Below are 14,077 nucleotides of genomic sequence, written 5' to 3' on the forward strand. Positions count from 1 at the left end.
TCAGCTGTCACGTCGCTTCGTCCCCCGCCCGCAATCTGATCGCTTACTTCATCGGCCAGATTGCGTCGGCCACCGCCGCCTGCGACGGGAAGATGGTGACGAACTTGCCGCCGACATATTGCAGCAGGACCGGATCGGCATCGTTGTTCTGGCCCGACTCGTCGAACTTGACGCGCTTCCAGGGCATGATGGTCTGCTCGCCCGGCATCTCGGTCGCGGCGAGTGCATCGCGGATCTTCTCGCCGTCGGTCGATTTGGCGCGGTTGATGGCGTCCGCCATGATGATCATGGCCATGAACTGCCGCGACGTGTTGTCGTTGAGGTCCTTGCCCGACTTCGCCTTGAACAGATCGTTGATCTTGCCGACCATCGGCCGCTTGGCGGCGAGATCGAGCGAGAAGCTGCCGCGGGTGATCGCCCCCTCGAGCTTGTCGCCGACGGCGTCGTAGAGAGCCTTTTCGGAGAAGCCGGCCGCCTGGGCCACGATCGCGTTCGGCTTGTAACCGAGCTCGGCCATGGTCTTGACCAGCAGGATGCCGTCCGTGGTGTAGCTCGACGGCATCAGCACGTCGGCATTGGCAGCCTTGAGCTGCTGCACCTCAGCCGACAGCGACGGCGAGTTGGCGCGGTACTTGATGTCGGCGACGATCTTGTAGCCGCGCTCGGTCGCGAGCTTGGTCTGGGCGTTGGCGGAGTCGGTGCCGAAGATGGTGTCTTCGTGGAACAGCGCCAGCGTCTGGGCCTTGTCGCCCTTCTTCTTCATCGCATCGAGGAAGTCGAACATCCCGGCCGAGAACATCTCGTCATGCGGCGAGGCGCGGAAGTAATACTTCAGACCGCGGCGATGAAGGCTCGGGGAGGAGTTGTCCGCCGACATGAACGGAATCTGGTAGCGTTCGCAGATCTGGCTGATCGTGACTGCGACCGCGCTTTGGTAGGAACCGAGGATGGCGGAGACCTTCTCCTGCGTGATCAGGCGCTCGGCTTCGGCGCGTCCCTTTTGGGGGTCGCCCTGGGTGTCGGCATAGACGATACGGATCTTGGCGCCGCCGAGGCCCGGCAAGCCGACGCCCTTTGCCAGCGGAAGCTCGAAGTCCTGGTCGTTGTTGATGATGTCGATCGCGGTCTCGAACGCACGCTGCGCATCGACGCCCACCTGGGCACCGGAGCCCGACAGCGGATAGGTTGCGCCGATCACCACTTCAGAGGTTTGCGCACGCGCAGCTAGCGGCAGCAGCGCAGCGGCGGCGGTGGCTCCGAGCAGAACGTCGCGGCGAGTGATCGTCATTGGCAAAGTCCCCTGTTATCCGAATTTTGCGCGTATCGAATGAAGCGATTGGCAGATAGCGTAAAGCCTGAAGAAGCAGCAAACGCTGCCCATTAAATCACGGCCATGGTCCTGTTCTTCAGATCCGTCACCAGCATCAGGCCGGGCGAATGCGTGATCGCGAAGGGTACCTTCGCCGCGTTGATCACCGATTGCGGCGTCACGCCGCAGGCCCAGAATACCGGAATCTCGTCATCGGCGACAGGTACGGGGTCGCCGTAGTCGGGCTTGGCGATGTCCTTGATGCCGATCAGGTGTGGATGGCCGAGATGCACGGGGGCACCATGCACTGCGGGATAGCGCGAGGTGATCTGCACCGCGCGGATCGCATCGGCCGGCTTGAACGGGCGCATCGACACCACCATGGGGCCCGCGAACGGGCCGGCCTCGCCGCAGGCGATGTTGGTGCGGTACATCGGCACGCGCACGTTCTGCTCGATGTGGCGGATCGGCATACCCTCGTCGAGCAAAGCCTCCTCGAACGAGAACGAGCAGCCGAGCACGAAGGTCACGAGATCGTCGCGCCAGTAGCTCTTCACATTGGTCGGCTCGTCGACGACTTCGCCGTCGCGCCAGACGCGGTAGCGGGGAACATCGGTGCGGATGTCGAGATCGGCGCCGAGCGCCGGAATATGCGGGCTGCCGGCGTCGGACATGCCGATGATCGGGCACGGTTTCGGATTGAGCTGGCAGAAACGGTGAAAGGCGCTGGCATATTCGGCAGGCAGGATCGCCAGATTGCCTTGGACGAAGCCGGGGGCGACCCCGGCGGTCGACCCCACCTCGCCGGCGCGATAGGCGAGCCGCGCCTGGCGGCTCGGGAGGGCGTCAGGTGTTTCAGTTTGCTGCGCTGCCACCAAAACAGTCATGCGATTGACCTGCCTATAAACTCGACAAAGACAAGCCAACACCAAGCGTGCTATAAAGTCTAATCTTCCTTTCTAATCAATCTCGATAAATCCAATTTATCGACTGGGAAAATCCTTCCAATGCTGGACTTCAGGTCGATCGAGACATTCCTCTGGGTTGTGAAGCTCGGCAGCTTTCGCGGCGCCGCCGCACGGCTCAACACCACCCAGCCGGCGATCTCCCAGCGCATCGCCCAGCTCGAGCGCGAGATGGGCGTGAAGCTGCTGAACCGCGATCATCGCGTCGCTTCGCCAACGCCAAGCGGCCGGCAGATGATGGTCTATGCCGAGAAGCTGATCGGCCTGCGCGCGCAGATGATGGCAGAGATCGGCGACCGCTCGGCGATGCGCGGCGTGATGCGGCTCGGCGTCGCCGAAACCATCGTGCACACTTGGCTGCCGCGCCTCGTGAAGAGCGTGAACGAGATCTATCCGAACCTTTCGCTGGAGATCGAGGTCGACATCACGCCGAACCTCACCGCGCGCCTGCTCGCGCAGGAGATCGAACTCGCCTTCGTGGTCGGGCCGCTGTCGGCCTCCGGCGTGCACAACCGCGTGCTCGCCGACTACCCGATCGGATTCCTAGCAAGCCCCTCGCTCGGGCTCGGCAAGGGCCCGGTCACGCCGGCGGAGCTCGCGCGGTTTCCGATCATCACCTTCCCGCGCAAGACCAAGCCTTATGAGGTCGTGCGCGAGGTGTTCGACCGGCCGGAGCTGCCGCCGATCCGGCTGCATGCGTCCGCTTCGCTGGCGACCGTCATCCACATGGCGGTCGAGGGGCTCGGCATCGCCGTGATCCCCGATGCCATCGTCGAGAACGAGCTCGCCGACGGGCGGTTGCAGCTGCTCGACACCGATCTTGCGATCGCACCGCTGACGTTCACGGCAAGCTGGCTCGCCTCACCCGACGTCGTCGCCGTGGAGCGCGTCGCCGAGCTTGCATGTCAGATTGCGCAGAGCAGCCTCGCGGTTGACGCGCCCGCGCTGGCGCGTCATTGAAAAAGAGCCGGGCAACCTTCAACGTCATTCCGGGGCGATGCGACAGCATCGAACCCGGAATCTCGAGATTCCGGGTTCGGCTCTTCGAGCCGTCCCGGAATGACAACTGAGAGACTGACCGCATGAGCCGAGCCGCCACCAACCTGCAAATCGATTCCGCCCGCCTCTGGGGCTCCATTCACGAGACCGCGCAGTTCGGCGCGACGGCCAAGGGCGGCGTGCGGCGGCTGACGCTGAGCGGCGAAGACAAGCAGGTGCGCGATTGGTTCCGCAAGGCCTGCGAGGATGCCGGCCTCGAGGTGCATGTCGACGCGCTCGGCTCGCAGTTCGGCCTGCGCAAGGGCCGCGACATGTCGAAGCTGCCCGTCGGCATCGGCTCGCACCTCGACACCCAGCCGACCGGCGGCAAGTATGACGGCATTTTGGGAACGCTCGGCGCGCTGGAAGTGATCCGCACGCTGAACGATGCCGGCATCGAGACCGAGGCGCCGATCTGCGTCGTCAACTGGACCAACGAGGAAGGCTCGCGCTTCGCGCCGGCGATGATGGCCTCCGCCGCCTATGTCGGCGATTTCACCACCGACGACATTTTGTCGCGCAAGGACATCGACGGCACCACCGTCGGCCAGGCGCTCGATAGCATCGGTTATCGCGGCGACAAGCCGGTCGGCTTCCAGAAGCTCGGCTGCTTCGTCGAGCTGCATATCGAGCAGGGCCCGATCCTGGAAGCCGAAGGCAAGACCATCGGCGTCGTCGATTCCGGCCAGGGCGTGCTCTGGTACGACGGCAAGATCTCCGGCTTCGAGAGCCATGCGGGCTCGACGCCGATGCCGCTGCGTCGCGATGCTCTGGCAACGCTGTCGGAGATCGTGCTGGCGATGGAGGCGATTGCGAAGAAGCACGGCCCGAACGCAGTCGGCACCATCGGCGAGGCCGTGATCGCAAACCCCTCGCGCAACGTCATTCCCGGCGAGATCGCCTTCACCATGGACTGCCGCAGCGCGGATGGCGCCATCATGGATGCGCTCGACCGCGACCTGCGCGCCGCCATCGCCGAGATCGCCGCGCGCCGGAAGGTCGAGGTCAAGATCGATCTCGTCTGGCGCAAGCCGCCGACGCATTTCGATCCGAAGCTGATCGCGGCCGTCGAGAACGCGGCGAAGACGCTCGGCTATTCCTCCCGCCGCATTACCTCCGGCGCCGGCCACGACGCCTGCAATCTCAACACCGTCATGCCGGCAGCGATGGTGTTCGTGCCCTGCAAGGACGGCATCAGCCACAACGAGCTGGAAGATGCTACGCAGCCGGACTGCGCTGCGGGCACCAACGTCCTCATGCACACCGTGCTGGCGATCGCCGGCGTCGCTTCCTGATTGGAGACAGTCATGCGCGGAGTTTTCGTCGACGCCAACGAAGCCCTCGCCGTGATCATGGAGCGGCTGGAGAAGCCCGGTGACCCCAAGGTGCGGATCCACCGGGATCCCGATATCAAGCCCGAGCAATATCCTGAGATCCTCGACGGAGCCGAGATCGCGATCGTCGACCACACTGCGCTGCCGACCGAGGTGGCGAAGCAATGCACCCGCCTGAGGCACGTCGTATTCCTCGGCACCGGCGCGCGCAGCTACATGAACCCGGAGGAACTCGCCGAGCTCGGCATCTCCGTGCATCTGATCAAAGGCTATGGCGACACCGCCGTGGCGGAATCCGCGATCGCGCTGATGTGGGCCTCGGCCCGCGTCATCGCGATGATGGACCGCGAGATGCGCGCCGGCAGCTGGCTGCGCGAGGACGGCATGCAGCTCACCGGCAAGACGCTCGGCCTGATCGGCTTCGGCGGCATCGCCGCAGAGGTCGCGCGCATTGCCATCGGCAGCGGTATGAAGGTGATCGCCTGGAACCGCTCGCCGAAGAGCTATCCCGGCGTCACTTTCACCGATCTCGATACTGTACTCGCCAAGAGCGACGTCGTGTCGCTGCATCTGCTGCTCAACGACGAGACGCGCGGCATGATCACCCGCGAGAAGATTTTTGCGATGAAGCCCGGCGTCATCCTCGTCAACACCGCCCGCGCCGCGATCGTCGACGAAGCCGCGATGATCGACGCGCTGAAGTCCGGCCATATCCGCCATGCCGGCCTCGACGTCTTCAACATCGAGCCGCTGCCCGGCGATCATCCGCTGACGAAGATTCCGAACGTGACGCTGTCGGCGCATTCGGCGTTCCGCACGCCGGAGGCGAGCGAAAACCTGATTGAAGCGGCGTGGGTTCACTGCCGCCGGATCGTAAATTCGTAGGGTGGGTTAGCTCCTGCAGATGCGCAAGCGCATCTGCTCGGCCTAACCCACCACTTCTACTTCCGCGGAGACGGAAGAGGTGGGTTACGGCTCCGCCTAACCCACCCTACGCCGCCATCAAATCGTGAAAGGATAAGAGCAACAACAATGGCCGACTATCGCACCATCAAGGCAGAGCCTCTCACCAACGCCATCCGCGCCATCGTCAAGGCGGGCGGCTCCTCGGACCGCGAAGCCGATCTCGTCTCCAGCAACCTCGTCGAGGCCAATCTTAAAGGACACGACTCGCACGGCGTCGGCATGATCCCGCGCTATGTCCAGAGCGTCACCAACGGCGGCCTCGCCGTGAACCAGCACGTCAAGATCGTGCTCGACACGGGTCCGCTTCTCACCCTCGACGGTCTCACCGGCTACGGCCAGGTGATCGGCCATGAAGCGATGGAGCTGGCGGCCGAGCGCGCCAAGCGCAACGGCGTGTGTCTCGTCGGCCTCTCCAACTCGCACCATATCGGCCGCATCGGCCACTGGGCCGAGCAGTGCATCGACCACGGGCTGGTCTCGATCCACTTCGTCAACGTGATCTCGCGCCCGATCGTGGCGCCCTGGGGCGGCAGCGATGCCCGTCACGGCACCAACCCGTTCTGCGTCGGCATCCCGCGCAGGGGCAAGGACCCCATCGTGCTCGACTTCGCCACCAGCAGGATCGCGCAAGGCAAGACCCGCGTCGCCCACAACAAGGGCGTCGAGCTCGAGCCCGGCACCATCATCGACAATGAAGGCAAGCCGACCACCAATCCGCGCTACACCGTGATCCCGCCATACGGTGCGATCCTGCCGTTCGGCGAGCACAAGGGTTCGGGGCTCGCGCTCGTGTGCGAAATCCTCGGCGGCGCGCTCTCCGGCGGGCAAGTGGTCAAGGGCCCGTCCGACGGCAAGTACAACGTCCTCAACGGCATGCTCTCGATCATCATCGACCCGGGCAAGCTCGGCACCGGCGAAAATCTCGCGCGCGAAGTCGAGAGTTTTGTTGCCTGGCACACCGGCTCACCGCCCGGCCCCGGCGTCGACAAGGTACTGATCGCCGGCGATCCCGAGCGCGAGACCAAGAAGAAGCGCCTCGCCCAGGGCATTCCGGTCGATCCGACCACCTGGCAGGAGATTCTGGAGGCCGGGAAGAAGTTCGGGTTGGATCAGGCGGCGATCGAGAAGATTGTGGGCTGACCGAATGAAGCGCATCGCTGAGAATAGCCCGGCCGACTGCACTATCGCGCAAGTAGGTCTGGACTAAAGCGCAGCATCGCCGCCCTCGTGGAGCGGATTTGAACCGGCCCGCGTCGTCTCGCGACAACGCGGATATCCCGGTCCACATCCGCCCCGAGGTTCACATGTTCTCCCGTCTTGCAAAGCTCATGTCCGGCTCGAGCGAGCCGTTACCCGCAGCCGACCTCTACCGGCATCGGCTCGCCATCTATGAAAACGAGCTGGGCGAGCCCGAACACAGCTTCAAGGAAAGCGCGGAGCGCCGCATCGACATCCACGCCTTTGGCCGTGATTTCGTGCCGGTGTGCCAGGAGGGATCTGACGAAGGCTACGTGCTTCTGACCAACGGCATGAGCGAGCAACGGATGCCGGGGGTACCTGGGGACGCAAAGCCGCGTGCCGAGCTGATGTGGTATGTCCGCGAACCGACAGAGGAGGTTTGCGCAAATCTTCGCTGGCTGGCCAATCTGCCGTTCGTCGACACGACCTGGTTCGGCTTCGGCCATCGCGTCGCGCTGCCGTGGCCGCCGGTTGCAGGAACGGACTTCCAGACGTTCCTGTTTCTCACACCGATCATCGGCCCTGATAAGCAGATAGCCGAGGCGCTGGAGATCGCGGGCGATCCCGTGGAGATTTTGACCGTGAACCTGATCTCGCATCAGGAGCTCGGGCTCATCAAGACCAGGGGTCTCGACCCGTTTCTCGATCTGCTCGACGAGAATGATTATCCGCCGATCTTCGATCCGGCGCGGAAGACTTATGTTTGAAGCGTAGGGTGGGTTAGTCGTGCGGACGCGCGAAGCGCATCTGCGCGGCGTAACCCACCACTGTTCGTATCCGCGGAAACACAAGAGGTGGGTTACGCCCAGCGGACCACGCTTCGCGCGGCCGCGGGGCTAACCCACCCTACGCAGTGTCGCCCCGCCTCAATCCACCATATCCGCGACCGCCTTGCCGCAGGCCGTGGTGTCGGCATTGCCGCCGAGGTCCTTGGTGCGGAGCGTGCGTTCGGCGAGCGTGCGCTCGATCGCCTCGACGATCGACTTGCCGGCTTCCTTCTCGCCGAGATGCTCGAACATCATTGCGCCTGACCAGATCGCACCGATCGGGTTGGCAATGCCCTGCCCTGCGATGTCAGGCGCCGAACCGTGCACCGGCTCGAACACCGAGGGGAAATCGCCCTCGGGATTGATGTTGCCGGACGGCGCGATGCCGATCGTGCCGGTGCAGGCGGGGCCGAGATCGGACAGGATGTCACCGAACAGGTTCGAGCCGACCACGACGTCGAACCAGTCCGGATGCAGCACGAAGTTCGCGGTGAGAATGTCGATGTGGTACTTGTCCCACTTCACGCCCGGGAACTTCTTGGCCATCGCCTCCACACGCTCGTCCCAATAGGGCATGGTGATGGAGATGCCGTTGGACTTGGTCGCCGAGGTCAGGTGCTTCTTCGGCCGTGACTGCGCGAGCTCGAAGGCGAACTTGAGAATGCGATCCACGCCGGTGCGGGTCATCACCGTCTGCTGGGTGACGAACTCGCGGTCGGTGTCCGGGAACATGCGGCCGCCGACCGAGGAATACTCGCCTTCGGTGTTCTCGCGCACCACCCAGAAATCGATGTCGCCGGGCTTGCGGCCCGCCAGCGGCGACGGCACGCCGGGCATCAGCCGCACCGGACGCAAATTTACGTACTGGTCGAACTCGCGGCGGAACTTGATCAGCGAGCCCCACAGCGAGACGTGATCGGGAATCTTCGCCGGCCAGCCGACCGCGCCGAAATAGATCGCGTCGTGCTTGCCGATCTTCTCCTTCCAGTCATCGGGCATCATCTGGCCGTGCTTCTCGTAATAATCGTAGGACGAGAAGTCGAAATGGTCGAAATGCACGGAAACTCCATGCTTCTTCGCGGCCGCCTCCAGAACGCGCAGGCCTTCCGGCATCACTTCCTTGCCGATGCCGTCGCCGGGAATGACCGCGATCCGGTATTGTTTCTTGCTCATCGAGAACGTCCTTGGTTGGTCCGGCAGCGCCGTCTTTTTTGACCGCACTGCAATGAACCAAAGTCGGCGGCAGTGCAACGCTGCACTGCAATGTTGACCATGGCGCAGCCGGGCGCCTACTGATTTTATCCTGTTCCCATCCTGCGAGTACTCCCCATGGATCTGCATCTGCGTGGCAAGCGCGTCCTGATCACCGGCGCATCCAAGGGCATTGGCGCAGCCGCCGCCGAGGCGTTTGCCGAGGAAGGCGCGCATCTCCTGCTGGCAGCCCGCAGCGGCGAGGCGCTGAAAGCGCTGGCCGACCGCCTGCGCGCCGCGCACCAGATCGACGCCACGACGAGCATTGTCGACTTGCGCAAGGAAGAGGACGTGGCGCGGCTGGCCAAGGAAGCCGCCGACATCGACGTCCTCGTCAACAACGCCGGCGATATCCCCGGCGGCTCGATCGACAAGATCGACGAGGCAACCTGGCGGCACGCCTGGGAATTGAAGGTGTTCGGCTACATCAACCTCACGCGGTATATCTACGCGCAGATGAAGGCCAAGGGCGGCGGCGTCATCGTCAACGACATCGGCGCGGCCGGCGAGAAATTCGACGCCAATTACATCTGCGGCAGCGCCGGCAATGCGGCGCTGATGGCCTTCACCCGTGCGCTCGGCGGCAAGAGCCTTGCCGACAACATCCGCGTGGTCGGCATCAATCCCGGTCCTGTCGGCACCGACCGCCACGTCACCCTGCTCAAGACGCGCGCAAAGCACCAGTTCGGCGACGAGAGCCGCTACAAGGAATTCCAGAAGAGCCTGCCGCTCGGCCGCCCCGCGCACGCGCGCGAGATCGGCGACCTCATGGCGTTCCTGGCCTCGGATCGCGCCGGCTATACCTCGGGCGTGATCTACACGGTCGACGGCGGCATCAGCGCAGGCTGGGGCTAGCCCTATCCTCGTCATTGCGAGCGCAGCGAAGCAATCCAGGATTGTATCCGCGGGTAGCAGTCTGGATTGCTTCGCTACGCTCGCAATGACGAACTAAAATAAGCACAGGAGTAAGATAGTTGTCTCAAGACCTGACCCGTGAAACCGCCAGCACCGTCGTTGACAAGCTGCGCTCCGGCGACGTCTCGCCACTCGAGCTGCTGGATGTGCTGGAGAAGCGCATCGGTGAGGTCGACGGCAAGGTGAACGCCCTGCCGATCCTGTGCTTCGATCGCGCGCGGACCAATGCGAAAGCCATGATGCAGAAACCGGCCGGTGCGCGCGGACTGCTCGCGGGCCTGCCGGTGCCGATCAAGGACCTGACCGACGTCGCCGGCGTGCTGAACACGCAGGGCTCGCCGATCTTCAAGGACAACATTCCCGCGAAGTCCGACCTCATGGTCGAGAACCTCGAAGCCAACGGCGCGCTGGTCTACGCCAAATCCAACACGCCGGAGTTCGGCGCCGGCGCCAACACCTTCAACGAGGTGTTTGGCGCGACGCTCAATCCCTGGGATACGACGAAATCGGCAGCCGGCTCCTCCGGCGGCGCGGCCGTGGCCCTTGCGACCGGCATGGCCTGGCTGGCGCAGGGCTCCGACATGGGCGGATCTTTGCGCAGCCCGGCAGCATTCTGCGGCGTCGTCGGCATGCGGCCGAGCATCGGGCGCGTCGCGCATACCCCCAAATCGGGCATCGATCGCAATCTCGGCGTGGTTGGCCCGATGGCACGCAACGTCGAGGATCTCGCGCTGCTGCTGGATGCCATGAGCGGCGACTATGCGGACGATCCGCTATCGCTGCCGGCGCCCGCAACCTCGTTCCTGTCGGCGGCCCAGGCGGGCAAGAGACCGAAGCGCATCGCGTATTCGCCCGATCTCGGCATCACCCCTGTTGATCCCGAAGTGAAGGCGATCACGCGCAAGGCCGCCGAACGTTTCGCGGAAGCCGGCGCCATCGTCGAGGAGGCGCATCCGGACTGGCGCGAGGCGCATGAATGCTTCCACGTGCTGCGCGCTTTCGATTTCGCGATCACCAAGGCCAATCTGCTGCGCACCAAGCGCGACCTGCTCAAGCCCGAGGTGATCTGGAACATCGAGGAGGGCCTCAAGCTCACGGTCGAGCAGCTCGCGCGCGCCGAGGCGCAGCGCGTCGGCATGACCGCCCGCGCGGTCGAGTTCTTCAAGACCTATGATCTGTTGCTGACACCGACGACGATCGTGCCGCCCTTCCCGATCGAAAACCGCTACGTCGCCGAATGCGACGGCAAGAGGTTCGAGAACTACATCGAATGGCTCGGCATCGTCTACGCCATCACGCTCGCCTGCTGCCCCTCGCTGTCGCTGCCCTGCGGCTTCACGGCGTCGGGTCTGCCGGTCGGCGTGCAAGTGGTGGGCGCCCCGCGCGCCGACGCGCAGGTGATCGCCGGCGCAAAGGTGCTGGAGGACATTCTCGGCCTGCGCGGAACGACGCCGATCGCCCCGAAGGTGAAGGCATAAGATACGCCGCACCGGCGGGACCTTGACTGTCCCCCGGTGCCGGCATCTCCGCCATCAAACCATTGGTAGGCCGCCAGTCACCACCGCGTGGCCGCCAAGGTCAGTCCTAGTCGTTCATTTTGGGACCGCCGTGGTACTGGTGCGCATCATAGCCGGCGTCCTCGGCCATGGCTGAATAGCCCATGGAGCCCGGATGGACTTGCGACACCTGGACGGCGGCTTCCGAGTTCGCATAGGGATGGTGCACCACCTCGCGCGCGGCGGCGGCGGAGCAAAGCGCGACCAGAACGGCCGACGCGGCAAGAACAGACTTCATCATGATTCAACGTGCCTCTTGTTGAATGCCACCAGCAAACTGGAGATGGCTTTGGCAACGTAGGAATTCCAGTCTGAATCCGGGCTCGCGTCATAGGCGTCGCATAGGCATTTCGTGGTCCAGCGTTACCTCGATGCCGTATGCGTCTCCAGGCTGCGGCTGTAGCGCGACATCGCGAAGCAAAACACGAAGTAGATCGCCGCCACGAAGATGTAGACCTCGACCGAAAACTGCTGCCAGGCAGGATCGATGATCGCGGTCTTGGCCGTCGTCAGCAGGTCGAAGATGCCGATAATCAGGACGAGACTGGTATCCTTGAAGAAGGCGATGAAGGTGTTGACCAGCGGCGGGATGACATGGCGGATCGCCTGCGGCAGGACGATCAGCCGGTGCTTGCGCCAGTAGGACAGTCCCAGCGCGTCGGCGGCTTCATATTGCCCGCGCGGCACGGCCTGGAGCCCGCCGCGGATGACCTCGGCAAGATAGGCACCGGCGAACAGGATGATCGCGATCTGGGCGCGCAAGAGCTTGTCGATGTTGAATCCGCTGGGCATGAACAGCGGAAACATCACGCTCGCCATGAACAGCAGGCTGACCAGCGGCACGCCACGGATCAGCTCGACATAGAGCACGCTGAGCGAGCGGATCGCCGGCAGCTTCGAGCGCCGGCCGAGCGCGACAAGGATGCCGAGCGGGAAGCCGAAGGCGAGACCGAACGTCGCCAGGATCAGCGTCACCGGAAGGCCGCCCCAACGGTCCTGCGAGACGAAGGACAGGCCGAACACGCCGCCCCACATCAGCACGCTGATCAGCGCCAGCGCGCCGATCCAGAGATAGATCAGCTCGCGCCGCCACAGCGCGCGGCGGGTCGAGAGATAGTACAGCGCGATGAACAGCAGCACTGCCAGCGCCGGTCGCCACTGCTCGTCGAACGGATAGGTGCCGAACAAGATAAAGCGGTACTTTTCGGGAATGATGGCCCAGCAAGCACCGACGCCACGCACGGCGCGGCAAGCGCTGGAATCGTTCGCCGGCGTCAGCCAGACCGCGTTCGCCAGGCCCCATTGCACGAAGCTGAAAATGCCCTTGGCGAGAATCGCCAACAGCACGATTGAAAGAATGCCGTTGGGAATCGACGAGAACAGGTTCTTGCGCAGCCAGCGCAGCACCGGATTACCCGTCTGCGGCCGGCGGGCGGCGCGGGGTGCATCGGGGATGTCGGTGATCGCAGTCATGCTCAGCGCTCCACCAGCGCGATGCGCGCGTTGTACCAGTTCATGAAGAAGCTGATGGAAAGGCTGATGGTCAGGAACACCGCCATGATCAGCGCGATAGCCTCGATCGCCTGCCCGGTCTGGTTCAGCGTGGTGTTGGCGACCGAGACCACGTCCTGGTAACCGATCGCGACCGCCAGCGAGGAGTTCTTGGTCAGGTTGAGATACTGGCTCGTCATCGGCGGCACGATCACACGCAGCGCCTGCGGCAGGATGATCTGCCGCAGCATGAAGCTGCGGCGCAGGCCGAGCGCATTGGCGGCATCCCACTGGCCGCGCGGCACCGACTGAATGCCGCTGCGGACGATCTCGGCGATGAAGGCCGAGGTGTAGGTCACGAGCGCGATCAGCAGCGCGAAATATTCCGGCGCGAGCGTCAGCCCGCCGACGAAATTGAACCCGCGCAGCTGCGGCCATTCGATCGTCCAGGAGACACCGAGCACCAGCGAGACGGCCGCCGGCGCCGCAACGATGAGACCGAGCGCAAAGGGCCAGGCCGGCCGCGGCTTGCCGTCGCGCATCTGCTGGGCGATCAGCCGCCGCCGGATGATATAGAACACAGCCAGACCCAGCACCCCCGTGCCGAGCACCCAAAGCTGTGGCGGCCCGAATGGGATCGCCGGCAGGATCAGGCCGCGATTGGAGAGGAACACGCCCTCGACGGGCCGCCACGCGGCGCGCGCGGCGGGCAGCGCCTGCATCAGCACGTACCAGAACAGGAGCTGGAGCAGCAGCGGGATATCGCGGAGCGTTTCGACATAGACCGCGGCGAGCCGCGACAGCAGCCAGTTGGCCGACAGCCTGGAGATACCGATCAGCGTGCCGAGGACGGTCGCCAGAACGATGCCGATCACTGCGACACGCAGCGTGTTGGCGATGCCGACGACGAAGGCCCAGAGATACGTATCCCTCGGATTGTAGGCGAGCAGGCTGTCGGCAATCGGCATGCCGGCCTCGCGGCCGAGGAAGGCGAAGCCGGTGGTGATGCGACGGGCCGACAGGTTGGTGACTGTGTTGGACCAGAGGAAGGCGATCACTCCGACCGCGATCCCGACCACCAGCACCTGCCAGAACAGGCCCTTCAATTCGTTGCGCCCGAGCGCGAGGAAGCGGCGGCGCGGCGGCGGTCTGGGATGATCGGCGGTCACAGCACAAAAATCCTTCTCAAATGCAGCGATTTCCGGCGGCGCACGTCAACTGTTGCACCAAACCTCGTTTCATGCAA

At 64.3% G+C, this 14,077-nt stretch carries 13 protein-coding genes; 7 read left to right on the forward strand and 6 right to left on the reverse strand.

The genetic code is table 11. The features are described 5' to 3' along the window. Nucleotides 1-43: 43 nt before the first annotated feature. Together N2603_RS31365 and N2603_RS31370 are read right to left on the reverse strand one after the other, a co-directional pair. The gene (locus tag N2603_RS31365) at nucleotides 44-1,288 is read right to left on the reverse strand and encodes an ABC transporter substrate-binding protein (RefSeq protein ID WP_260385177.1); all 1,245 of its coding nucleotides are present in this window, start codon (nucleotides 1,286-1,288) and stop codon (nucleotides 44-46) included. Between the two features lie 92 nt (nucleotides 1,289-1,380). Continuing rightward, nucleotides 1,381-2,196, reverse strand: coding sequence for a putative hydro-lyase (locus N2603_RS31370; RefSeq protein ID WP_260385178.1), 816 nt, complete (start codon nucleotides 2,194-2,196; stop codon nucleotides 1,381-1,383). A 120-nt stretch (nucleotides 2,197-2,316) separates the two neighbouring features. Between N2603_RS31370 and N2603_RS31375 the strand changes: the two genes are divergently transcribed. The 5 genes from N2603_RS31375 (at nucleotide 2,317) to N2603_RS31395 (ending at nucleotide 7,558) form a co-directional block, all read left to right on the forward strand. Continuing rightward, nucleotides 2,317-3,234 carry a LysR family transcriptional regulator gene (locus N2603_RS31375; RefSeq protein WP_018648092.1) on the forward strand — a complete coding sequence of 306 codons (918 nt, stop codon included), beginning with the start codon at nucleotides 2,317-2,319 and terminating at the stop codon, nucleotides 3,232-3,234. Between the two features lie 122 nt (nucleotides 3,235-3,356). Beyond that, complete coding sequence (locus N2603_RS31380) at nucleotides 3,357-4,607, forward strand: Zn-dependent hydrolase (protein WP_260385179.1); 1,251 nt, start codon at nucleotides 3,357-3,359, stop codon at nucleotides 4,605-4,607. A gap of 12 nt (nucleotides 4,608-4,619) precedes the next feature. Further along, complete coding sequence (locus tag N2603_RS31385; protein WP_260385180.1) at nucleotides 4,620-5,531, forward strand: NAD(P)-dependent oxidoreductase; 912 nt, start codon at nucleotides 4,620-4,622, stop codon at nucleotides 5,529-5,531. A 147-nt stretch (nucleotides 5,532-5,678) separates the two neighbouring features. Further along, entirely contained in the window at nucleotides 5,679-6,752 is a 1,074-nt protein-coding gene (locus N2603_RS31390) for a malate/lactate/ureidoglycolate dehydrogenase (RefSeq protein WP_260385181.1), read from the forward strand. Nucleotides 6,753-6,916: 164 nt separating this feature from the next. Further along, the gene (locus tag N2603_RS31395) at nucleotides 6,917-7,558 is read left to right on the forward strand and encodes a suppressor of fused domain protein (RefSeq protein ID WP_260385182.1); all 642 of its coding nucleotides are present in this window, start codon (nucleotides 6,917-6,919) and stop codon (nucleotides 7,556-7,558) included. A gap of 159 nt (nucleotides 7,559-7,717) precedes the next feature. On the opposite strand, the gene N2603_RS31400 is transcribed toward N2603_RS31395, so the two are convergent. Continuing rightward, nucleotides 7,718-8,791, reverse strand: coding sequence for a tartrate dehydrogenase (locus tag N2603_RS31400; protein ID WP_018648097.1), 1,074 nt, complete (start codon nucleotides 8,789-8,791; stop codon nucleotides 7,718-7,720). A gap of 156 nt (nucleotides 8,792-8,947) precedes the next feature. Between N2603_RS31400 and N2603_RS31405 the strand changes: the two genes are divergently transcribed. Beyond that, nucleotides 8,948-9,724 (forward strand): SDR family oxidoreductase, encoded by a 777-nt coding sequence (locus N2603_RS31405; protein ID WP_260385183.1) that lies wholly within the window; start codon nucleotides 8,948-8,950, stop codon nucleotides 9,722-9,724. A 119-nt stretch (nucleotides 9,725-9,843) separates the two neighbouring features. Beyond that, a complete protein-coding gene (locus N2603_RS31410; RefSeq protein ID WP_260385184.1) occupies nucleotides 9,844-11,262 on the forward strand; it encodes an amidase in 1,419 nt (472 codons plus the stop codon). Nucleotides 11,263-11,368: 106 nt separating this feature from the next. Here N2603_RS31410 and N2603_RS31415 read toward each other — a convergent pair whose 3' ends face one another. The 3 genes from N2603_RS31415 to N2603_RS31425 form a co-directional block, all read right to left on the reverse strand. Further along, on the reverse strand, nucleotides 11,369-11,581 hold the full coding sequence (locus N2603_RS31415) for a hypothetical protein (RefSeq protein ID WP_260385185.1): 213 nt from the start codon (nucleotides 11,579-11,581) through the stop codon (nucleotides 11,369-11,371). A 122-nt stretch (nucleotides 11,582-11,703) separates the two neighbouring features. Further along, the gene (locus tag N2603_RS31420; RefSeq protein WP_260385186.1) at nucleotides 11,704-12,813 is read right to left on the reverse strand and encodes an amino acid ABC transporter permease; all 1,110 of its coding nucleotides are present in this window, start codon (nucleotides 12,811-12,813) and stop codon (nucleotides 11,704-11,706) included. 2 nt (nucleotides 12,814-12,815) lie between these two features. Beyond that, entirely contained in the window at nucleotides 12,816-14,000 is a 1,185-nt protein-coding gene (locus tag N2603_RS31425; protein ID WP_260385187.1) for an amino acid ABC transporter permease, read from the reverse strand. Nucleotides 14,001-14,077 lie beyond the last annotated feature (77 nt).

Origin of the sequence: Bradyrhizobium huanghuaihaiense, from assembly GCF_025200885.1 — a bacterium.
Taxonomy (GTDB): Bacteria; Pseudomonadota; Alphaproteobacteria; order Rhizobiales; family Xanthobacteraceae; genus Bradyrhizobium; species Bradyrhizobium huanghuaihaiense.